At 58.3% G+C, this 21138-nt stretch carries 16 protein-coding genes and 2 pseudogenes; 8 read left to right on the top strand and 10 right to left on the bottom strand.

Annotated features, from left to right (window positions below; all coding sequences use genetic code 11):
- Positions 1–8 precede the first annotated feature (8 nt).
- The 6 genes from F9K07_RS00110 (at position 9) to F9K07_RS00085 (ending at position 7523) form a co-directional block, all read left to right on the top strand.
- The gene (locus tag F9K07_RS00110; protein WP_159588184.1) at positions 9–1571 is read left to right on the top strand and encodes an acyl-CoA synthetase; all 1563 of its coding nucleotides are present in this window, start codon (positions 9–11) and stop codon (positions 1569–1571) included.
- Positions 1552–2817, top strand: a complete 1266-nt coding sequence (locus tag F9K07_RS00105; RefSeq protein ID WP_236581754.1) for an acyl-CoA dehydrogenase family protein — start codon at positions 1552–1554, stop codon at positions 2815–2817. Before F9K07_RS00110 ends, F9K07_RS00105 begins: the two co-directional genes overlap by 20 nt.
- Positions 2818–3044: 227 nt before the next feature.
- Positions 3045–4193 carry a CaiB/BaiF CoA transferase family protein gene (locus tag F9K07_RS00100; RefSeq protein WP_159588182.1) on the top strand — a complete coding sequence of 383 codons (1149 nt, stop codon included), beginning with the start codon at positions 3045–3047 and terminating at the stop codon, positions 4191–4193.
- Positions 4194–4665: 472 nt separating this feature from the next.
- Positions 4666–6426, top strand: coding sequence for an AAA family ATPase (locus F9K07_RS00095; RefSeq protein WP_159588180.1), 1761 nt, complete (start codon positions 4666–4668; stop codon positions 6424–6426).
- Positions 6427–6462: 36 nt separating this feature from the next.
- Positions 6463–6828, top strand: a complete 366-nt coding sequence (locus F9K07_RS00090; RefSeq protein ID WP_159588178.1) for a hypothetical protein — start codon at positions 6463–6465, stop codon at positions 6826–6828.
- Positions 6829–7022: 194 nt separating this feature from the next.
- Positions 7023–7523 (top strand): dual specificity protein phosphatase family protein, encoded by a 501-nt coding sequence (locus F9K07_RS00085; RefSeq protein WP_159588176.1) that lies wholly within the window; start codon positions 7023–7025, stop codon positions 7521–7523.
- 42 nt (positions 7524–7565) lie between these two features.
- On the opposite strand, the gene F9K07_RS00080 is transcribed toward F9K07_RS00085, so the two are convergent.
- From F9K07_RS00080 to F9K07_RS31675, 10 genes and pseudogenes are all read right to left on the bottom strand, one after another.
- Positions 7566–8012 carry a helix-turn-helix domain-containing protein gene (locus tag F9K07_RS00080; RefSeq protein WP_159588174.1) on the bottom strand — a complete coding sequence of 149 codons (447 nt, stop codon included), beginning with the start codon at positions 8010–8012 and terminating at the stop codon, positions 7566–7568.
- A gap of 58 nt (positions 8013–8070) precedes the next feature.
- Positions 8071–8874, bottom strand: coding sequence for a hypothetical protein (locus tag F9K07_RS31685; protein WP_236581753.1), 804 nt, complete (start codon positions 8872–8874; stop codon positions 8071–8073).
- 132 nt (positions 8875–9006) lie between these two features.
- Positions 9007–9285 (bottom strand): annotated as a pseudogene (locus F9K07_RS32235) (TniQ family protein); the annotation flags it as partial.
- Between the two features lie 118 nt (positions 9286–9403).
- Complete coding sequence (locus F9K07_RS31680) at positions 9404–10165, bottom strand: hypothetical protein (protein ID WP_236581752.1); 762 nt, start codon at positions 10163–10165, stop codon at positions 9404–9406.
- 222 nt (positions 10166–10387) lie between these two features.
- Positions 10388–10762, bottom strand: a pseudogene (locus tag F9K07_RS32230) (TniQ family protein); the annotation flags it as partial.
- Entirely contained in the window at positions 10759–11715 is a 957-nt protein-coding gene (locus F9K07_RS00065) for a TniB family NTP-binding protein (protein WP_159588168.1), read from the bottom strand. The pseudogene F9K07_RS32230 and the gene F9K07_RS00065, both read right to left, overlap by 4 nt.
- Positions 11716–11730: 15 nt before the next feature.
- Positions 11731–13740: a Mu transposase C-terminal domain-containing protein gene (locus F9K07_RS00060; RefSeq protein WP_159588166.1), complete on the bottom strand. Its 2010-nt coding sequence runs from the start codon at positions 13738–13740 to the stop codon at positions 11731–11733.
- Positions 13721–14494 carry a TnsA endonuclease N-terminal domain-containing protein gene (locus F9K07_RS00055; protein WP_159588164.1) on the bottom strand — a complete coding sequence of 258 codons (774 nt, stop codon included), beginning with the start codon at positions 14492–14494 and terminating at the stop codon, positions 13721–13723. Before F9K07_RS00055 ends, F9K07_RS00060 begins: the two co-directional genes overlap by 20 nt.
- Positions 14495–14745: 251 nt before the next feature.
- The gene (locus F9K07_RS00050) at positions 14746–15177 is read right to left on the bottom strand and encodes a helix-turn-helix transcriptional regulator (protein WP_159588162.1); all 432 of its coding nucleotides are present in this window, start codon (positions 15175–15177) and stop codon (positions 14746–14748) included.
- A gap of 537 nt (positions 15178–15714) precedes the next feature.
- The gene (locus F9K07_RS31675) at positions 15715–15987 is read right to left on the bottom strand and encodes a tyrosine-type recombinase/integrase (protein ID WP_442907363.1); all 273 of its coding nucleotides are present in this window, start codon (positions 15985–15987) and stop codon (positions 15715–15717) included.
- A 393-nt stretch (positions 15988–16380) separates the two neighbouring features.
- Between F9K07_RS31675 and F9K07_RS00040 the strand changes: the two genes are divergently transcribed.
- Positions 16381–18519: an AAA family ATPase gene (locus F9K07_RS00040; protein ID WP_159588160.1), complete on the top strand. Its 2139-nt coding sequence runs from the start codon at positions 16381–16383 to the stop codon at positions 18517–18519.
- Complete coding sequence (locus F9K07_RS00035; RefSeq protein WP_159588158.1) at positions 18519–20300, top strand: UvrD-helicase domain-containing protein; 1782 nt, start codon at positions 18519–18521, stop codon at positions 20298–20300. The genes F9K07_RS00040 and F9K07_RS00035 overlap by 1 nt, the downstream gene beginning before the upstream one ends.
- Positions 20301–21138 lie beyond the last annotated feature (838 nt).

Raw genomic sequence — 21138 nt, 5'->3', positions numbered from 1 at the left:
ATAACAACATGGATTCCAGCATCGTGCCCAATCGATCCTTCGCTTTAACAAAATTCGCCACTTGCGCGAGTGACAAGGCAGCGGCCATCAATGGCAGCACCGGTGAGACGTTGACCTATAGAGAATTGAACGCGCGCTCGAACAAGTTCGCGCGGTTCATGCACGCGATGGGGTTACGACCTGGTGATCACATCGCCGTGTTGATGGAGAACAATTTGCGGTTCTTCGAGATCCTCTGGGGCGCCATGCGCAGCGGGATACTGATCACACCGGTGAATCGGTACTCCACACCCGACGAAGCCGCGTACGTCATTCAAAATTGCGACGCCAAGTTGGTGGTGTTCTCCCATGCCATGCGAGAGGTTGCAGAGCAGTTGCAGGGGCAGCTCGGGAATTGCCGCAAGCTCATGATCGGAGACGTTCTGGAGGATTGGGAGAGTTACGAGACTGCATTGTCTTCATTCAGTGAAGATCCCGTTGCCGATGAGCGGCTCGGCGCGATCATGCTCTACAGCTCGGGAACCACGGGGCGTCCAAAGGGAATCCTGCGGGAGCAGCCTGTCATGGAGGCCGCTGACGGTCCAGTCGATGTCTGGAGGAAGTTGGCCGAGCGCTACTTTTTTTCGAATGAAACCGTATTCCTCACGGGTGCGCCGCTCTACCACGGTGCTCCGCTGCTGTACTCCTTGAACGTGCAGTTCCATGGGGGGACGGTGATCTTCATGGAAAAGTTCGATGCACTCACATCTCTGGCAATGATTGAGCGCTATCGGGTCACCCACAGCCTGTGGGTGCCCACGATGTTCGTTCGAATGCTGAAACTGGCTCCTGCCGAACGAGAGGGGTTTGATCTTTGCTCTCATCAATGCGCTATCCATGCGGCGGGACCTTGCAGCAGAGAAGTGAAGCAGCAGATGATCGACTGGTGGGGGCCGATCATCGAGGAGTTCTATGGTGGTTCCGAGGGCTGCGGCAACACGGCGATCAGCAGTCGGGAGTGGATGGATCACCCAGGATCTGTAGGCCGCGCGACCGTTGGGGTTCTGAGAATCTGCAGCGAGCAGGGGGAACTGCTTCCCCCGCACCAAGACGGATTGGTCTACTTTGAACGTGACGTACGGCCTTTCGAATACTACAAAGATCCGGAGAAGACGCGGTCTGCACAGCATCCCCAGCACGAGAACTGGACGACCATCGGTGACATCGGACATATCGACGAAGAAGGCTACCTCTACCTCACCGACCGGCTGGCCTACACCATCATTTCCGGGGGAGTGAACATTTACCCGCGCGCGATCGAGGACGCTCTGATACAGCATCCCAGCGTTGGGGACGCCGCCGTCATCGGCGTTCCAAACGCAGAAATGGGTGAGGAAGTGAAAGCGATCGTTGAATTGGCTCGTGGCGTTCAAAGCAGCAGCAGCTTGGCTGATGAACTACTGCAATTCGTCCGAGGCAAGGTATCCCGTTACATGGTGCCAAAGTCCATCGAGTTCACATCGCAGCTTCCCCGATCCCAGTACGGAAAAATGGATAAAAAAGCCCTGAAAGATGTATATGGAAGGTCGTGAGGAGCACAAGTCCGCGGGACATGAAGTTTCACCAGAATGGATCGCCTTCGCCGATTCGTTAATTCGATTCGTGGAGCGAGAAGTCGTACCGCTGGAGAGCGAGCACAAGCGACTGTTCTCCAGCGAGCGCTATCTATTTACTGAGGACGGGAGCTTCGCGCCGGAGCTTCTCAAACTGCGCAGGCACGTACGGATGCGCTCCGCAGAACTCGGTTTCTACACGGCCTTCTCGCTTGAATCGCTTGGCGGTGGCGGTCTCGGTGCGCAAGCGGCCGCCTACGTTCAGCGCCGGCTGAATGCTTTTGCCGGTCCAGGCCGACGTCTGATCCAGACGGTCGTATTGCCTTCAGCGTTCACCAACGGCTTGTCACCATTGCTACGTCACCTGGAGCCCGAGGTGCTCTCAGAGTACCGAGAAGGGATCGCCAGCGGCAGCAAGACATTGTGTTTCGGCCTAAGTGAGCCCGATGCTGGATCGGACATCTTCGCCATGAAGACACGTGCCAAGCCCGAGAAAGGCGGCTGGGTTCTGAATGGCACCAAACAATGGATTACGAATGCACCCTACGCTGACTACGCGATGATCTTTGCCGTTACCGACACTGACAAGGCCAGCTCGCGTCGGGGAGGAGTGACGGGTTTCTTCGTTCCAATGCAAACGTTGGGTGTTGAGGTCAAAAGCATGATTTCCATTATGGGTCACCTCGGTAGTGACCTCGGAACTGTGCATCTCCAAGACGTTTTTGTGCCGGATTCGCACCGGATCGGCGCAGTGGACGAAGGTATCAAGGTTGCTTTGGGTGGCGTGCAGGCAGGCCGTCTCGGCGTTGCTGGAGGATGCCTCGGCCTCGCATGCTGGGCGTTGGACAGGGCTGTGGAGTACGCACGTGTCAGAAAGGCGTTCGATCAGCCGATCGGCCACCTTCAGTCAGTACAAAACATGCTGGCGGACTGTGCCCTCGACATATATGCGACTCACTCCCTGCTACAGAGCTGCGCTTTGCTGGTAGATGAAGACAAGCCGTGCCGAATGCAGGTCTCCATGGCCAAGGTCGCGGCTACCGAAGCAGCCGGCCGGGTGTTTGACAGGTGCATCCAGGTGCATGGCGCCATGGGACTGACCAACGAACTTCGGCTTGAGGAAGGCTATCGCTTCGTCCGCTCAATGCGAATCCCCGATGGCACTTCGGAGATTCACCGCAGGATGATCGGACAAGCTCTCATCAACGGCGAAACTTTACTGTAAGCGCCATGGTCTTTTAGAAATTGTGAGTTGAAGTAGGACTTACCAAGTCCTTGGATAGATCTTGTGCTCGACTTGCTGCGGAAGGGGAGCGGTTCGAGCGCTTGATCAGCTGAAAACTCTGCCGATTGCCCGGTGTCGTGATTCGGTCATCATTGCCCTGCCATTCATTCAGTACTCGAAAGTCTGAGTGGTCGCGGCTGACGCAGTACTAGTCTGAAGGCAGCACAATGATCTCGCATGAATGGTCCAAGAAGTCAGGGCCGCTCGCCGGCGTCCGGGTCGTAGAGTTTGCAAGTCTGGGTCCAGGCCCTTTTTGCGCAATGCAGCTGGCAGACCTTGGGGCGGATGTCATCCGCATCGAGCGCCCAGCCAAGATGACTCGAGCCACGGCCAACGCCCGTGTTCTCCAGCGCGGCTGTCGCTCCCTCGCCCTTGACCTCAAGCGGGCGGATGCGACTGAGGCAGCGCTGCGACTTGTCGCACGATCGGACATCTTGATTGAGGGCTATCGACCCGGCGTCATGGAGCGTCTCGGGCTGGGCCCAGAGACTTGCTTGGCAGCTCAGCCGAAGCTGATCTACGGTCGGATGACGGGTTGGGGCCAGAGTGGCCCGCTCGCTCAGGAGGCAGGCCATGACATCAACTACATCGCGGTTGCCGGCGTGCTGAATAGCATTGGCGAGGTGGACGGTGCGCCGATCCCTCCCCTTAACCTGGTGGGTGATTTTGGCGGTGGAGGCATGATGCTGGCGCTCTGCACTGTCAGCGCTCTGCTGCATTCCAGAGCCGGCGGCGCAGGGCAGGTGGTGGACATCGCGATGTTCGAAGGGGCGGCTTCCCTAATGGCCATGCAATACGGAATGAAAGCCGCAGGACGCTGGGATCTGGGCCGTGGCTGCAATATTGTCGACGGCGCCGCTCCGTTCTATCGCACGTACCGATGCAGCGATAGCTGGATCGCCGTCGGCGCGGTCGAGCCCCAATTCTTCAAGGCCCTCCTTCGTCAACTCGATTTGACAGAAGAGGCATACGGCTCCCAGCACGACAAGGCGCAGTGGCCTCGGCAACGTGCTTTGCTGGCCAGCCGCTTCGCAACCCGGCGCCGGGATGAATGGTGTGCAGCGACGGCTGGAAGCGATGTTTGTCTGAGTCCAGTGCTCGACATGGAGGAGGCAGCTCTGCATCCTCACAGCGAGGCGCGCAAGTCATTCACGACGATCGCTGGGGTCCTTCAGCCTGCGCCCGTTGCGCGACTCTCGGAAACACCTGTGGATGTGCCCCTAGCGCCCCCGATGCCCGGCGAGCATTCGGAAGAGATTCTGCGTTGGTGCGGTTTTGACGAGTGCGAGGTAAACGGATTGCTTCGCACTCAGTGATGTTCATCGCCTCAATCGAATCGCCTTGGTCGGTTAGTGCCAGCAAAGCGCAGTGCCAATGCTCATGGCGAAATGGCAACCAGATAAGCGAGACTCAACGTCGACGAAGGCGTTTCGCGCCAGCGGAGGGAAGAGCTGTCAGACGGTCGCTAGAGTTGTCTTCGCACCCGGGTCTGCGTTGAAAGCAAGACCACTTGGCGACGCATACATATCGGCTGAGACGAACTGACAGGCGGTCTATTTTGAGCATCTCCCTATGAAAAAAAATCGACCTTAATGTCATCTCGTTGCATCCCGAATATCTCCTACACAGATCATCACTCGAGGGGAGTTTTGGAGCTCTTGCAACGCCCTTGACTCGGGCGTAAAGTACGTCTCAAGCGGGCGGAAATCTCATAGATTCCCCGCCCTGTTGGTTGCTCTCCGAAGGCTGCAGCGCAGCTTGAACCGCAACGTACTTGTGGAGAGCAGCATGGAAACAGCACATCCGGAATCCCGCATTCCCGCCAGGGCGCGAGCCTTGTTCACCGACCTCCCTTTCAAGCTTCGCCACCCCCTCCTTCTGGCCATGCCGTTCCCCTGCGGGTCTGGTGCGCACCTACTCGAGCTGGAACGGTACGTCTGCCACGCGCTCGACCCGCAAAGCAGTGAGACGCTGCGCTGCTCCTCTATCCGGTATATCGGCAGGTGGCTGAGAACCCACGCAGCGGACATGAACGTCGAGGCCTTCATGATCGACCTCTTCCGTCTTCTTGACCGGCTGACTTGGTCAGTGAACCTGCTTCACTCCTTCGCTATCGCACACCTGTCAGCAGCAGGCATCACCATCAAGCGGCGGGAGTCGAGCGAGTGCACCGAGCGAATCTTTGTCCTGGCGGTCGCCACGATGGAGCTGCCCGTGGGCCGTCTGGTAGGCCATTCTCTTTGGCCGTGCCTGGAGCGCACTCAGGAGTTGCTGAAAAATCTGATTTGGCGGGGATCGGCCGCACTTGGCTTCATGGAGTGCTTCAAGGCTGCGGAGTTGTTGAGCTTGTTCGCCCAGCATGGCAGGCCCCAGAACAGCGATTGGACGACTGGTGATAGGCTGGAGTTTCATACGGAGACAGCTCGGACTTTCTGGGTGGCGCTGAAGCACCGGGCCCTCTTGGACCCAGTTGCCGACACGAAATCAGCTGGGGCCGCCAGGATGGATCCGCTTCAGCACGGCCTTTACGAGTCTGTCCTCAAGCGGCTCACCGAAGCCAATGACGCGGTGCTCGCCGCCCGCAATGGTCAAGTCGCGGGCAAACAAGCGCAGGATCCGACGGCGACGGTACGGTCGACATCCCATGCAGAAGAACAGAAGGTGCCACACCGCATCGTCGTGCGCGGGCCGGTGCCTCCGGCCAATGACGCCAACGACATGACCGTGCTGGAGCGCTTCAAGCCACTGGAGTCAGCGCAGCCTGTCGCCCTGCTGCCAGACGTTCCCCGTCTGGAAAAAATCCAGACCATGCTCCTCGCGGAGTTTCCCTGGGCGAGTGCGGCGATCGGCTCCATCTTTGATGAGCTCATGACGTGTCGGCAGTTCGGGGCGCTGGAATTCCGCTTGCGTCCGGTGCTGTTGCTCGGGCCCCCTGGTGTTGGCAAGACCCGCTTCGCCCGGCGCTTCGCAGAAGAGATGGAACTGGAGTTTCGAGCTATTGGGCTGGGGGGCATGTCCGACATCCGCACGCTCACGGGTACCTCGCGCGGATGGTCATCCGGCCAGCCCTCCGCGCTGCTCGAACCCTTTCTGAACGCAAAGTCGGCATCCGCGCTGGTGCTACTTGATGAAATCGACAAGGCCATCGACGGAGAGCGCAACACACCGCCTGCTTCGAGTTTTCTGCTGGGTCTGTTGGAGCCGGAGAGCGCCCGCCGGTGGTTCGATTCCTTCCTGCAGGCGGAGTGCGATCTTTCGCGGATGATCTTCATCGCCACGGCCAATGACTTGACCTGGTTGCCGGAGGCATTGCGCTCGCGGTTCACGATCCTGCATTTCGGGTGCCCGTCAGCCGCCGACGTCCGCAAGGCCATTCCGTTTGCCCTGGAGGACATCGCTCAGGACTGGGGCCTGCCGAAGGATGTTTTCGCGTCCATTGTGCCGCCAGACAACGTGAAGGTGTCCAGCATGCGAGCGTTGAAGGTTTTCCTGACCCGCTACCTGACGGCATGGGCCAATCTGAACATGCGTCCCGGTCTCAAGCACTGAGCGCAGCATGCCAAGCGAAGAACGTCCGGTGTCGCCATGACTGCAAAGCTGTTTCTCGAGACCGAGGTCGCCCACGAGGTCTGGCAACTCTTCCGGGAGATCGAGGCGGAAATGCAACTTCGCGAACCGCTGAATATGTACCTGGCCGGAGGGGCCGCCATGCACCTCTACGACGGTGACCGTGTGCCCAAGGATGTGGATGCCATCGTGGATGCGCGCCATTGGGGTCTTGCGCCTCACCTGTGCGTGCCAACGCCACGGCTTGCACTGGATCCGGGTTACTTCGAGACGAAGTCGTGCCTGCCAGAGCGATTCCGGGATCGAGCAAATCGACTGAATGCCGGCACCTCCCTTTTGCAGCGCCACGTCGTCCCCCCATCGACCTGGCAATCAGCAAGTTGAATTTATTCCCCTGCGTCCATGAGTGCGACGTGAGAAAGCTGCACGAATTGGGCTTGATATCAAGCGCTGACTTCAAGGACCGCTACAAGAGCTGGCTAGTGAATGGGTCTCCGGACCGGATCAGTTCTGGAAAGCTTTTGAACCCGCCTTACGCACGCTAGGTCTGTCCAACGCACAAGACGAAGGAGCCACGTATGTTGAAGGATGTGCGTTTCATGGGGGTGAAAGAGGCAAGCAAGCTCGTGCCGAGTTCGGACACGGTGATCATTTCGATCCTCAACCAGTTTGAGGAGTGCAACCGTCCCGAACACCTGCACCAGTTTCGGGATCACCTGATCCTGTACTTTGTGGACACCTTTGAAAACCCTGGCGAGCCCGCCTGGCCGGATCAGATGTCAGAAGAAGAACACAAGGCGATCTGCAAGTACGACGAGGAGAAGGCCCCCGAACTTATCGACGCGCAGCGCATCGTTGAGTTTGTCAGCACGCACCACGAAGCGCCCGAGGAGATGCGGTTGGTTGTGCACTGCCAAAGTGGCATCAGCCGCTCGGCTGCGGTGGCCAAGTGGGTGGGAGAGTTCCATCGAATTCCGCTGCCACAACTGGGCGACGGCATTCACAAGCTAGATGGGGCGAATCCTCGCGTGCTGCGCTTGCTCTCGAAAGCCTCCCTGCACAACCGACAGGGCGCCTGATGCGAGAGCGCGCTTGCCGCGAGCTCCGCGCGCAAGATTCTCTTAGGCTTGGAGACGCGCCATAGCCGCGCGCTTGCCGATGTTGCGAACAGCCAAGAGTTTCTCAAGCTGAGCGGCTCGGGGAGTCACCTGCCCGCTTTCCCACTTGTAAATCGAAAGGGATGACGCACCCACCAATGTCCCCATCTGTGCTTGGGTAAAACCAAGCTTTTGACGCAACGCCAACAAGTCGGCTGAACCAAAAGTCACTTTGCGTCCCGGCTTCGATCGACGAACCGAAGCGATCTCCTTGGACGCCACCTCGGGCCTCAAAGTAGCACGACCCAAGGACTTGACCTGAGACTCTAGCGATTTGATCTTTCGCTTGAGCTCAGCGATATCGGAGCGATAGGTTGCGGAGCCCTTACGGAGGGTTGAAATTTCATCGCGCAGTTCTTTGCGGGCGATACGCGCGATTTCTCTCTTGAGAGAGGTTGCGAAAGTAGTCATAGTTTCATTCTGCCTTATTAAAAGTCCCCTGCTATATCCACGATTGGGAAACGCCAGGCTAGACAGCTGGTTCCGTTTTCAGTGTTCTCGCCAACTCAGTCACGTCGATCTGCCTAAAGCGCCAGACCGAAGAGCCGTCCACACTCGGCCCAGTTACTGGACGAAGTCTCGTACTTTGCATCAGCCCTTTCGCGTGGCGTTTTCCAATTCGGAGGAATCGACAAACAGTACTCAGATCGATCCACTGCAGCTGCTCTTTCTTGACATGATCGACGTCTTCGCGATGGGCGACAGACATGGTCCTCCCTGAAGGAAGGGGTCTGACATGTCCGCGCAATATCCCCGCGGCGATCGCCCGCCGAAGGCGCGGTGCTCTCCAGCCCAACTCCTTTGCTGCGCGGGTCGCAGGTATCCAGACATGCTCTGTTGCCGCCTCGTCACCAAGCCGGCGGTTTCGCTTTGCAACTTGTCCTGTCCATCTCAAGCGAACGTATTGCTCGAATGATTCGCGGAGCATGCTGAAGGCTCGCCACGTTCCCTTCGCATAAATGTCACGGTAGACAGGGCCAAAGGCAGCAGCCACGCGATTCGACTTGTCCGGCGGAATGCCTGCGCTAAGGTCGTCAAGCAGTTCAAAGAACGCCTCCGGCCAATGGCCAAGAACACGACCGGCCGCTTCCACAACTTCAGTTGCTCGGCGGCAATCGTGCAAGTCAGATAGCTGTTTGCGCTTGACCCCTGTGCCCACGACATGCGCGCCCAGCAGCCAGACACGATGCAGGAGATCGCAGAGATGATCCGCCGCACTGACTGAAGGGTCGCTCCAGCAGGCCTCGCCAGCTATCTGAATCTCTGCAGACATGTAAATCGCTGTTTTAGATGCTGGCTCAGTGGAAAGACACCGAATGTCCTCACCGCAGGTGCAGGAGTGCAAGTTCTGCCTGGTCCAGCGGAGTTCTTTGCCGCATGAGCAACGATCCACAAGCTTGACCCTGTGAATGGGGCATGCGACGGTAAAACAAAGCCCCCATTCCGCCTTCCAAAACAGGGTTTCCTGCAAGCAAATTGGACAGAAGCGCGACCTTCTCAAGGTCCAAAATCTACTCGGAACGCGGTTGCCCGCAGAGCGATTCAGCAGACCTAAGCCGTTGATTGGGCCTATGGGTATCGAACCGCCGTTTAGGCGTTCGGCGAGGTTGTCGCCCCGCCATCCTAAGGTTGCCAGCGATCGAGGGGAGCTCAACGCGTTATCGCCGGAGACTCGCAACAACACTGCTTGTGCGAGCTCTCCTGAGCGTGCAACGGGCCGAACAAGCAGTTTGGTAGGAACTTCAATCACTACATCCCCCCCGATTTTGAGCAGCAACTGTCTCTGGTGCGAAGCGCGAGACCTACTTCTTCTTCCGCGCGGGGTCCGATGCGCCAAACTTTCCACCGCTGAGTTCCTCGACGGCACGACGTAGGCCGCGCGCGTCGGAATCCCCTCGCGAAAGCAGATCCTGAAGGCGCCTGTATCCCCATGTACGCCCGACGGCACAGTAAAAGAGGCGACGCATTGAGGAGTCCAATTCCACTGCACGCACAGGCTTCGTGTTGTTCGGCGCAAGCCCAGCTTTCACAAGCGTTCTTAGGCGGGGAATGGAGACGCCGAAAGCATGTGCCATGGCGGCGTTCGATACAAGATAGTGGTCTCGGATGGTCTGAGACCTGTCGTTGAAACAAGTGTGCCCCCACGCGGTCTTCCGAGGCGGTGGCCGCTTGCACAACAAGAAGTACGTTTTTCCCCGCGCTGTCACCGACTGCCGTTTAACGAAGCGATCCACTTCGTCACGAATCAACATCGGCAGGCCTATCCGTTCGGCCTTCTCCTTGGACGGCGCGAGTCGGAAGATGACATGCGGCCATTTGATCACGTGAATATCGCAGACCTTGCCCTCGCTTCCGGAAGTTTCCTTGGCTGAGTTTTGGAGTGCGAGGTTGATGTTCCTAGGCCAGTGGGCCAAGTTGTGAGCAGCCGATGTTTGCGCCCAGGTCTGGCGCGCAAGGCGTTCACTGATGTGGCCATCGGACGGGCGAAACGAGAAAAGTGAGCAAATAGGAGAGGGGAGCATTTTCAGGATTTCGACTGTCCTTACCAGGGCACGCACATCCATGCGCTTCAAGGTCCTGTGAAATCCAAGGGCGCCAGGTGTATCCGCGCGCGCAAATCCCCTCAGGCGGTCAGAGAGTAGCGCGGACAGGGCCACGACCTCTGGCGCGGCCTCAGTCGATGACGAGTTGGCGAGATCAAATCCGCAACCGCACTTGCTTACACCGGGGCGGTGCCACGAGATGCCTTTGCTGCAACCTGGGCAGACGTCAATGAGGTGACAGGCATGGTCTGGGCATACACAAAAAACTGAGATCTCCCACTCAGCCCGAGCGCGGCTTTGCACTTGAAGACACCGTGGACAAATGGAGCATTGAACGTGGCGAACTTCAGAGGGAGGCAGCGCAATTCCATAGGTCCGGGAAGAGTGTGAGGCGCGTCGCGCTTCTTGCCACCAGATCTTTGGAAGCTGTGTGATTTCTAGGCCGGACAAGGCGGCAACCGTTGCCATGCACGTCCGATACCCCCGCAATCCGGTGCGCAGGACCTCCTCCAGAAGTAGGCTGCCGAGCCCGTTAAATTCACCTAGGTACAGCAAGTACCCTCGAAGGCTTTCACCCTCCATGGGCAGAGGTCTTACCAGAAGAGGTCCCGCGATCATTTTCCGAACCCGAAGAATGGTTCCCCCACGTTGACCAAGGGACGATGGTCGAACTTTTCATCGAAAGGGTTTCGGTTGCTTTTGCAGCCGAGATACACCTCCTCGCCAAAGGCCTTCCTCAAGTGTTCTCGGGTGAGTGAGTTCGCGCGCGCTCGAAGCGCAATTCGGACCGCAGCTTCTAGCAACATGGCTAGGGAACCTATCAAGCCGTAGCAGGCCCGATGAAAGAGCGGTGTGAGCACTGGGTCGATCAAGGCTGATTTGCCGCTGAACGGAAGCTTCTCGTGAAAGCTCAAGAGCAGCGTTGCGAACAGGTCCTGGTTGGCATCGGTGTCGTACGAGAAGACGCCCAGATGGATCTTAGGATTGAGCCGACGGCCGAGCTGCATGCGATTGGAGAAGTACTTCGACGCCGAAGGCAGCCCAAGGAAGACAAACGGGATCCCCGTCGCGTTCATGAGGTTTTTTAGGGTGTCTGAGGCGATGTCGCGCGTGCGGCCATCAAGGTTGTCAGAGATGTGCTGGACCTCGTCGATGAGAACGATTTCGACCTTGCACGCTGCGAGCAGGGTGCGCACACGCGAAAGCCTGAACTCCGCCGTGCCGCTGTGCGCCATTGGATCGCCCATCGCGGTGAGGATCGCCTCTGCAATGACTTTCGGCGTAGGCTGAGAGGGAAGTTCGACGAAGAGAACAGGGATGATGGTGCGGTCGTCTGCATCGTAGCGCGGGAACTGTTCCTCCAGGCATTTGCAAAGCGTCGTTTTCCCGGCGCCCGAAAGACCGTAGATGAGGGCGCCGCGCGCCTTTTTCCGATTGTGTCGAGATGCGGTCATAAGGACCTTCAGGGCGTCAATGCCCGCCTGCAAAGGCGCATGTTGGATAAGGACATTGCTGAACGTCGAGACCTTCTCTTCAATGGCATCGAGGTCCGCAAAGGATTGGCTTGTCATGATGTTCTCCTGGTCTTAGAACAAGGGCGATTGGCCACTTGGGAAGGCCTTGAGCTTTGCGAAGTTCGGCATACGCTTGGGTGTGACCTGAGGAGGTGAGGCCTCAGCATCCAATACGACGGATTCGATGGCTTTGCTGACCGAGGCAGCGACGTGAACCGCCTTTGGCGTGCGCTTGCTTGTGGTCTTTGCGGTCTTCCGCGAGGCCCTCGCCTTAGGTTTGTCGGCTCCCTCGATCTTTTCCTTCTGCATCGCAGCGACCTCTTCGCGAATCTCCTGTTTTGCCAACAGCATGGCGGTTTCGTGATCGAGTGCGCTGTACTTCTCACGGGCAAGCTGGCGAATCCACTTGTCCTCCTCAATACTCAGGCCATTGGCATACGACGGATTCGTGGAAAACGCTTCGAAGTACGCCTGTGTGTCGGGATGCAACACGTTGATCTTCCCCAGATCGTCCAAGTCAGGACGAATCTGAAGTTCAAGATTGCCGTGAACCGCGCGAACGTGCGCGAGTTCGTCGCACCTGTAGAACTGACAGTTGATCTCGATGCCCTTCGAGCTCAGCATGCGCTGGTGGATGGGCGACGTGTAGAAGGTGACAACGTCCATGCGCTTAGGCAAGACCGGGGGGCCGAGCTTCGCGAGCTCGCTCCACTTTTCGCGAGGACAGGTTTGAAGGCCGCGATGGAATCGGCGGCTATACACCTCTGCGATCCACTTCCAGATGAATCGCTTGAGATCTTCAAGAGGGATCACCGCGTCCCGGTACGGATCAAGCTCGTTGCGTTTGAAGTAGCGATCCAAAGTGGTCCCTGGCTGCAGGTGCATGAATCGGTAGTTGATCTGCTTGAGCCAGTTTTCGACCACCCCCTTGAAGCGCGGTTGCCGACGAGGGCAGTACACCACCTTGATCTGCAGATCCAGCGCGGCGCCCTCCAGGTCGTTGCCATGGAACTCAAGGCCGTTGTCCAGGACCAGTTCAAGCGGGACGCCGTGTGCGTCATACTCACTCTTGATCCTCAGCTTGCGCATGAGATCGTCCTTCGGCAGGATGGCCACCCGCAGTGCGCGCAGGACAGAGCCCGAGTTCGGCGGCTGGAAGCTGATCCAGATGCCCAGGATCATGCGTGTGGCAACGTCAATGAGTACAGTGAGGTTGGGCCTTCCTGCAAAGCCCCCCTTGCTGGTGAGAGCGATGAGGTCGAGGGGGGTGTGATCGACCTCGACTCGATCCAGCAACCCCTCGGGCTCCGCCTTCTTTCCTCGTACGCCGGTGGCGGCCTCTGCGTGAGCCTTTCCGTAGCGCTTCTCCAAGACCCGTTTTCGTTCGAGCTTGCCGATTTCACGGATGATCTGAGTCCTCGTCGCCCTTGGAATGGCGTCAATCGGAGGTACGTTCAGATTGCTCTTTTCGATCAAACCGTTGGCGTGGTCCAAGGTCTCTGCGACCGTCGGGTGGTTCGGCTTGAGGAAGGTCTCTTCTATGGCTTGCTCAAGGAAAGGCATCACGCGCGGGTTTGTTTCATCGCATTTCCTGCCGCGGAGATCGTATCGGTTGACCAAACTTCGCGTCTGGTAGCCAGACCTCATCCACCGGCTGCGCCACTCGTAGAAGGTGGCGATGCTGGGAGCGCGAGGCGTAAGAAGTTCTTTGGGGAGTTCGGCATGACACTCCTTCAGCTTTTGCCGAAGCTCACGCCGACTGAAGAGCACGTGACCGCGAGGGCAGATGCTTCGCAGATAGTGAAGCTTCCCTGCGGCCTCGCTTTTCACGCGCGCCGAGAAGTCGGACAACGATTTCTCGAGCTGGAATTCCTCCAGATGCGATGAGGCCGTCGCAAGAAGGTCGCTGAAAACGAGATGGCCTTCTTTGTATGCGGCGACAAGCTCGGAACGCTTCTTGACCTCGACCTCCTCGGCCTTGATGTCTTCGAGTACGAGGCGCTGTTTGGTTGCAGATGTCACACGGTAGTTTTTCCCGCGAAGGCAGAACTCACTGCCGACATCAAATGAAGAGTTTCTCATCATCGACCTCCGAGTAAATGTGAAGTTGCGTGGAGCGACACAGCGATTGAGAAATCGGCCAAGCGAGAATGCGCGTGAGGAGAAGAAGGTCCAGCGACCACCTGGCCTCGTCCGTCCCCCCAAGCATCCGTACGACCTCCGCCACTGACATGCGAGGCTTGTTTTCAAAAGCACGCTGAAGGGCTGGGTTTTCGTGCCAGATGGAAGCAGCGGTGGCATCCAGTGATTCGTCCAAGGGAGGCCCGCCCAGGTTCTCGACAACCCAGTCGCGGCGCATTTTCAGAAGGCGTTTCACATCCTTCATGCCCGGTCGTCTGAAGTGGTGCTCGGTGACCACGGCGAAGCGACAGCCCTCCTGTGCAGCAGCCACCTTTGCCGCTTTGAAGAAGGCCTTCATTTCCGGAAGGCAAGCCTTCGCTTGCGGTTTGACCTCGACAAGAAGATGACCGCCACCAACAAGGCTTCCGGCGAAGTCAGGGGTGTAGCGCCGGCGTTTGCCGTCCAGCCTGAACTTCAGCGTCGGTGGTTGGTAGGTGATGTGAAGAATCTGCTTGCTGAACTCGAGAAGGTCCGTTGCACGGATTTCGGTCAGTGACTCGCACTTGATCGTGCTGCCACATGTCAGGGATTTGAACTTTCCCCTAAAGGTGTCGCCGCTGATCGTGATGGGATTGCGGCTCGGTAGCAGTTGCTGCGAAGGCGTGACGTCCCTGTACGGAATGACGCCCGAGCGTGTGCCCATGGGGTTTTTCATGTGTCGCTCCAGAATTTTGGCGACAACAGGCCCTCACACAGTCAATGTGACTGCCATGCGTCGCGCCAGGTGATGGTCTGGCGCGCACAAACGTATCCAGCACGAGTCAACATTGACTGCACAGGAATTTGGAGTTTGCGCACGCGCGTAGTTGACCGTCGCGGGAACTGGCGCGATACTTCAAGTACCACCGAGAAGTAGCGTCAGCTGCATCCCACAAACGGGGCAGGCCGAGAGGTTTGTCCCGTTTTTTACATGGTGTCCTCCTTTTGATCGTGATGGATGGCACTTGAAGGACGACTCGCTCGAGATCGTCCTCTCCCCGCATGTGGATCACTGATCTGCAATACAGCGCTTAACGCGCGCAGATGCCTGGTCGTCAGCTTGTCCAGACGGGTGAATAGATCGTGCACAAAATCGTAAGTCGCCTGGGGTGAGTCGCCCGGCACGGTGTACGTCCTCCTGGAACGACTCCTGGCTGAGCGCAGGCCCTCTGCTTCTTCTTCATTCAAAGCGAGAGCCTGGATCAACCTTTCCAGAAACTCTATGGTGGGTGCTGGCCTTTGGTCGTTCTCAAGTGCCGAGAGATAAGTGCGGTCGCAGCCGACAAGGTCGGCCAGTTCCTGCTGGCGGAGACCAAGTTGGAAACGTAGGGATCTCAACGCTTCAGAAAAGGGGCTCATGTGACAGATATGACTTGAAAACGCGACGGCAGCCAAGATACATCTGCTGGCAGCTCCCGTCTACATGCGAAGTTTTCGTAAGCTGTTGATTTATAAGGTAATTTGTATATCTCTTACACATGGTGGAAAAAGCAAAGCAACGTAATTTCAAGCACCTGCAGCACACTTCTTAAGTAGGATTTCGGGAAATCTTGCGCCCGCTGTGAAGCTTCTCATCCGATAAACGGTAAGCGAACAGCACTAACGTACGATGGCATGCGCTCTACGGTGAACAAGAACCTGAGCTGCTTAGGCCTAGCGGCTTGGCTTTTGGGCACTGGGTTGCGAGAATGGACTAAGTCGACGAGCTACTGGCATTGCCCGGGGTAGCCTTCGAACAACCGTTAGCGCACCCTTCAGTTTGACTTGCACGGTCGAGTGACCGAGGCGAGCTTGAAGCCATCCTCCTGGTGTGAAAGCCGGCTGTGCAGTGGTTGCCGCCGTTGCCACCTAAACGGCGAGCAAACGGTCTGCGCCAGTTTGCGTCGCTGAAGCCCCCTACCTCGCGTGGCCCGAACGACCGCACTGGAATGGCCTGCGGACAGCCGCATCACGTGCGTGTAGATCATCGTGGTGGCCGCAGTCAGACTGCCCCAGTAGCTCCTGCACCGTTCGGATGTCGTTGCCGCTTTGCAGCAGATGCGTGGCGAAGCAATGGCGCAAAGTGTTCGGCGTCGCCGGCTTGGGCACCCCCAACAGTTGCACCGCGTGCTTGAAAGCGCGCTGAAAAGTCTGGTCGTATAGCCGTGTCGACGTAGGGGGGCGTTCCATGGCGCGTGATTCTTCCTGTTGAAAACGCAGGTGTGGGTCTGCGACGCGTGAAGCTGAATCACTGCTTTGCTGGGCGTATGCACGTGCTGCGCAGAGAACTGGGAGGGCAGGTTCGACTCGCGCAGTCGCAGGCGCAACTCACTGAATGCCTCCCAGGCACGCGGCGCGGCCACGTGCCGCCAGTTCATGCGCCGATGGTCCAAGGGCGTCGTCGCTCTGCGCAGTCGCCTGGCGCTATCAACACGTGTCCAGACCGACCCCTTTGTGTGGAAACCCTCTCTCCTCGCGGGTTTGCGGCAATCGGCCGCCAGGACTGCGCTCTCGCCGTCACCGCCACGTTACGATAGCTTACAAATAGACACTGATGCCCCAGGGAGCACGAAGGCCAAAGACATGCACATCTCCAAACTCACGCTGGTCAATTACCGAAACTTCAAGAACACCAGTCTGACGTTTCAGCGCGGCGTCAATACCATCATCGGAGAGAACGGCGCGGGCAAGTCCAACATCCTCCGCGCTATCCGGCTGCTCCTGGACGACAACATGGTCCGCGCAGCTTATCGGCTTGAAGGGTCCGATTTCAGCCGCGCGCTGGATCAGTGGCAGGGCCACTGGATCATCATCAGCATGGAGTTCGAGGACCTCAGCCCGGATGAGGCGGTCCAGGCGCTGTTCTTGCACGGCACCGCCGGTATCCACGCTGGACCGATTTCCAAGGCCACCTACAACCTCATCTTCCGCCCCAAGAAGGAAATCCGGCTGAAGCTGGCGGCCCTCGATGACTTTGACTATGCGGAGTTGAAGGCAATTCGGGATGGCTTAACCATCGACGACTACGAGACCATCTTCACCGGCCGAAGCAGCGCTGACTTTGGTGATCCGGCGACGTATCAACGGATCGTCGGAGACTTCGACTTTTGTTCCTTCTCTGACGAAACCGAGTTCCCTGAGATTGGGGCCAAGGTGCCGGGGTTCCTGTCGGTTACCAAGGAGGTGTCACTTACCTTCATCCAGGCACTTCGCGACGTCGTGGCCGAGTTTCACAACAACCGCACCAATCCGCTGCTCACTCTGCTCAAGAGCAAGAGCGGTGAGATCGACGCGGCGGCCCTTGTGCCTATCGTGGGCCAGGTGCGCGATCTCAATGGCGCCATCGAAGGACTCGAGGACGTGCAGTCTGTGCGCAAGCACATCCGCGAGACCATCAAGGACACCGCCGGCGAAACCTACTCCCCGACGTCGCTGTCGATCCGGTCGGACCTGCCCGAGGAAGCGGAGCAGCTGTTTCAGTCGCTGCGTCTGTTCGTCGGGGAGTCGGAGGACGGGTATGAAGGGACTATCAACGAACTCAGCCTCGGCGGCGCCAATCTGATCTACCTGACCCTCAAACTGCTGGAGTTCAAGTATCAGCGCGAGAAGATGGCGATCGCGAATTTCCTGCTCATAGAAGAGCCCGAAGCGCATATCCACACCCATATCCAGAAGACGCTCTTCGATCGCATCGCCTACGAGGATGCCCAGGTCATCTACACGACCCACTCTACGCAGATCTCCGAGGTGAGCAATGTGAGCAACGTCAACATCTTGGGTCGACGCGGCGCGTTCTGTGAGGCCTATCAGCCGGCGACCGGGCTGGATCCTACCCAGGTGACCAGCATCCAGCGATACCTGGACGCGGTGCGGAGCAACCTGCTGTTCGCCAAGAGCGTGATCCTGGTGGAGGGGGATGCGGAAGAGATCCTGATCCCTGCGCTCGTGAAGCAGGTCCTGGGCCTCAGCGTGGATGAGTTGGGGCTCAGCGTCATCAACATCCGCAGCACCGGGTTTAAAAACGTCGCAGTCCTGTTCCACGACACCCGGATCCGCAAGCGGTGCGCGATCGTCACTGACCTGGACACTGTCTTCTTCGACACCACGCCGAATCCGGCGGATGGCGACGTCTTGGCCGCCAGGAAGCGAAAGGCGATCGGCTCGCAAGCGGCAGGGGCGCAACGGAAGATCGATTTGGACACATTCGGCGCGGGCAACGCCTGGGTCCGGAGCTTCTACGCCACACATACCTTCGAGGTAGATCTGGTCGGGGCAGGCAATCATGAAGCGTTCGTGCGAAGCGTCGACAAGGTCTACAAGGCGCCAGCGACGATCACGCAGGCAACGACCGACCTTCGCTCGGGGCACATCCATCAAAGTGGCTACCGGACCTTGACGATGGCCGAGCAGGAAGGCAAGGGATGGTTCGCCATCCTGCTTGCCCAAACTTTGGATCACCAAGTCGTCGTGCCGCCCTACATTCGAAATGCTGTGCTGTTCGCGCATGGCGTGTTCTCGCGCCCGCTGATCATTCGAATCCTCCATCACCGGATGAAATGCCTGTGGCGCAGTGATGTCGCCTCGCACCCTCGTCTGACGGCGTTTACCCCAGAGCTTAAGCGGTATGGTGACCTGCAGATCGATCTGCCTACCCTTCGTGCCGCCGCCGCAACCGCATTGCCGGGCGACGCGGTCCATGAGTTCCTGGCCGGGATGACCTGATGTTTGTCTGGGATGCCAGCGAACTCAATCCTGAGCAAGCGGCCGCCGTCGAGGAACCGTTGAGCGTTTTTCTTGTCGCCTGTCCGGGCAGCGGGAAGACGCGCACGCTGACATACAAGATCGCTTATGAGCTGTCCCGGCGCACGGACAAGCGCATCGTCGTGGCCATCACCTATACGCACCGGGCCGCTGACGAGATTCAGGAGCGCATCGAGGCCCTTGGAGTTGACACCACTGCCCTTTGGATCGGGACGATCCATTCGTTCTGTCTCGAATGGATCATCAAGCCTTACGGGATCTACGTCCCGGAACTGGAACGTGGGTACACGGTGTTGGATCGGCACGACCGGGAGAAGATGCTGGAGCGGCTCTGCGCACCGTATCGCGGCGTGACCTCATGGGACTGCGACTATTACTTCGAAGGGGATGAGTACCGGCTGGGGTGCGCGGACACATGGAAGCATGACGCGATCCGTCAGGTGCTGACGGCCTACTTCCGAGAACTGGCGGACACGAGACGAATCGATTTCGAGTTGATCCTTTGGTATTCCCAGGTGCTGATCCGAAATCAGCCGCATATCGCGGCGCTGCTCTCCCAAGTCTTCTCCTATGTCCTCGTCGATGAGTACCAGGATACGAAGCGGATCCAATACAACCTGGTGGGGTCCATCCTGCGGGCAGGAGCCGGCAGCACCAAGACGTTCATCGTGGGAGATCCCAATCAAGCGATTTACGGCTCGCTTGGCGGTTATGCCATTTCAGCGGTGGACTTTCGCGCGCTCACGAACATCCCCATTCGGGAGATGGCGCTGCGTTTGAACTACCGCTCAAGCGCTAGGATCATCGGGCACTTCTCCAACTTCAATGTGCACGCCACCGACATCGAGGGAGCAGGGAAGATGGTTGGATTTCCGAGCCAAGTCTCTTACAACCGACTCGTTGCGCACGAAGACCTTCACGATGAGCTGGTCAGGCTCATTCAAAAGAGCTTGGCCGAAGGACATGCACCCGAAGAGATTTGCGTGCTTGCTCCGTGGTGGATCTTGCTGGCGTCGACCACCCGAAAACTTGTGGCGCTGCTCCCCGAGCAGCAGTTCGATGGCCCAGGATTGGTGCCGTTCAGCAATGATCCTGACAACTTCTGGTTCAAACTCTCCAAGATCTTGCTGACGGAGTCGTCGCCCCAGATGCTGGTGCGACGCATGCGATGGGCCAGGGACGTCATCGCCGACCTGAGAGATCTCGGCGTCGATACGTCGGGGATCACCCAAAGGGCGTTGCTGCGCGAGTCCAACTCCCTGAACATCACCGAAACAGACGGCCTGGCGTATCTCGATCAGGCGTTTGTCGCTTTGCTTGATCGCCTGGGCATCAACTTAAATTCGTTTCCCGGGCTGCTGGAGCACCGCGAGGCGTTCTTTGCGAGTTCACAGGCGCGTTTGGAGAGGCTCCAGAACTCCGGTGCGGCATACATCACTGACTTGTCGTTCTTCAAAAAAGTGTTCCGCGAGCGAAGCGGGATTACCCTTTCGACGATCCACGGAGTCAAGGGCGCCGAATTCGACGTCGTTATTGCATTCGGGCTTCTTGAGGGCATGGTGCCCCACTTCAGCGAAGTCGACGGTGATGTCGCGGCGAGCAAGTTGCTATACGTCCTAGCTTCGCGCGCTCGCAAAAACTTGCACCTGATCTCGGAGGCGGGTCGATCGCGTGGCAGACGCGGAGAGTACGGCCCCACCGAGGCGCTGCTCCGGTGTAGGTTCGATTACAACGGGTACTAAGGGCGGCGCCGCGCGGCTTAGGATATCTGCCCCAACACCTCGGACCACATCGCGGCGGTCGGCTAAATCCTGGAAATGCGCGCGCCCGTCTTTACGGGCCCGAGGACACCGCAGTGTCGGACCAGAGATCGCTCGGGAACTGGTAGGCGCCATAGCAGGGGCCGGACAAGGAAGAAAATGGGAACCAGCCTGTCGAACGCGCACGCTTTGAACGACCGGTCCTGTGCAAGCCCAATAGATCGTTGAACGGCTGCTGTGGGCGCACAGCGCCAACTCGCGAACTGCGCGAGCAGCCGTTCGCGCGATTTGGCGGCGAGCTGTCGCTGATTGACCGGTTCCGGGGGGACAGCGGGCAGACGCGTTTGTCGAGCCTGAATGGCGGGCTTCGCAAGCGGCGCTCACTCAGATCTGGAAACTCAAGGTCAGCAGCCAGTCTGAAGTCGTCGTTCAGATGCCAATATCAGCTGTGCAGGGCGGCGGTCGTCCATGCCGAAGGTGGGGACCAATGACGCGGTATGCGAGCATGTCCGAGAACCGTCTGTTCCCGTCCTCGAGAACGGCCAGTCCTTCGCTCGGCTGGAGCGATTTAACAGAAATTATGAAATGAAGATAATTATCCGAATTCCATAAAAATGGATAAAAGCGACCCGACCTCTCAACGCTCGCCCGGGTGTCGCTCAACCTGAAAATCTCAGCCCCGTGCTGGCTCCCGGATTTGAAATCGCTGTGAACAGTGGCCGCGACAAGCGCGAAGGCTAGCCCTCCCGTTTCGGCCAGGAGCGGGCAAATCTCCCGTAGCCTTACGCGACCGGCGACCGGCGACCGGCGACCAGCGACC

It is taken from the genome of Hydrogenophaga sp. BPS33 (assembly GCF_009859475.1).
Taxonomy (GTDB): domain Bacteria; phylum Pseudomonadota; class Gammaproteobacteria; order Burkholderiales; family Burkholderiaceae_C; genus Hydrogenophaga.
The sequence above is the reverse complement of the archived record's forward strand: the minus strand, read 5'-3'. Positions and strand labels throughout refer to the sequence as shown.

Excerpts from the sequence above, each read along its gene's own strand:
- F9K07_RS00105 (WP_236581754.1), top strand. The coding sequence starts at position 1,552 with ATGTATATGGAAGGTCGTGAGGAGCACAAGTCCGCGGGACATGAAGTT.
- F9K07_RS00065 (WP_159588168.1), bottom strand. The coding sequence starts at position 11,715 with ATGACAAGCCAATCCTTTGCGGACCTCGATGCCATTGAAGAGAAGGTC.
- F9K07_RS00085 (WP_159588176.1), top strand. The coding sequence starts at position 7,023 with ATGTTGAAGGATGTGCGTTTCATGGGGGTGAAAGAGGCAAGCAAGCTC.
- F9K07_RS00090 (WP_159588178.1), top strand. The coding sequence starts at position 6,463 with ATGACTGCAAAGCTGTTTCTCGAGACCGAGGTCGCCCACGAGGTCTGG.
- F9K07_RS00055 (WP_159588164.1), bottom strand. The coding sequence starts at position 14,494 with ATGAAAAACCCCATGGGCACACGCTCGGGCGTCATTCCGTACAGGGAC.
- F9K07_RS00100 (WP_159588182.1), top strand. The coding sequence starts at position 3,045 with ATGATCTCGCATGAATGGTCCAAGAAGTCAGGGCCGCTCGCCGGCGTC.
- F9K07_RS00040 (WP_159588160.1), top strand. The coding sequence starts at position 16,381 with ATGCACATCTCCAAACTCACGCTGGTCAATTACCGAAACTTCAAGAAC.
- F9K07_RS00080 (WP_159588174.1), bottom strand. The coding sequence starts at position 8,012 with ATGACTACTTTCGCAACCTCTCTCAAGAGAGAAATCGCGCGTATCGCC.
- F9K07_RS31675 (WP_442907363.1), bottom strand. The coding sequence starts at position 15,987 with ATGGAACGCCCCCCTACGTCGACACGGCTATACGACCAGACTTTTCAG.
- F9K07_RS00110 (WP_159588184.1), top strand. The coding sequence starts at position 9 with ATGGATTCCAGCATCGTGCCCAATCGATCCTTCGCTTTAACAAAATTC.
- F9K07_RS31685 (WP_236581753.1), bottom strand. The coding sequence starts at position 8,874 with ATGTCTGCAGAGATTCAGATAGCTGGCGAGGCCTGCTGGAGCGACCCT.
- F9K07_RS00035 (WP_159588158.1), top strand. The coding sequence starts at position 18,519 with ATGTTTGTCTGGGATGCCAGCGAACTCAATCCTGAGCAAGCGGCCGCC.
- F9K07_RS31680 (WP_236581752.1), bottom strand. The coding sequence starts at position 10,165 with ATGGATGTGCGTGCCCTGGTAAGGACAGTCGAAATCCTGAAAATGCTC.
- F9K07_RS00095 (WP_159588180.1), top strand. The coding sequence starts at position 4,666 with ATGGAAACAGCACATCCGGAATCCCGCATTCCCGCCAGGGCGCGAGCC.
- F9K07_RS00050 (WP_159588162.1), bottom strand. The coding sequence starts at position 15,177 with ATGAGCCCCTTTTCTGAAGCGTTGAGATCCCTACGTTTCCAACTTGGT.
- F9K07_RS00060 (WP_159588166.1), bottom strand. The coding sequence starts at position 13,740 with ATGAGAAACTCTTCATTTGATGTCGGCAGTGAGTTCTGCCTTCGCGGG.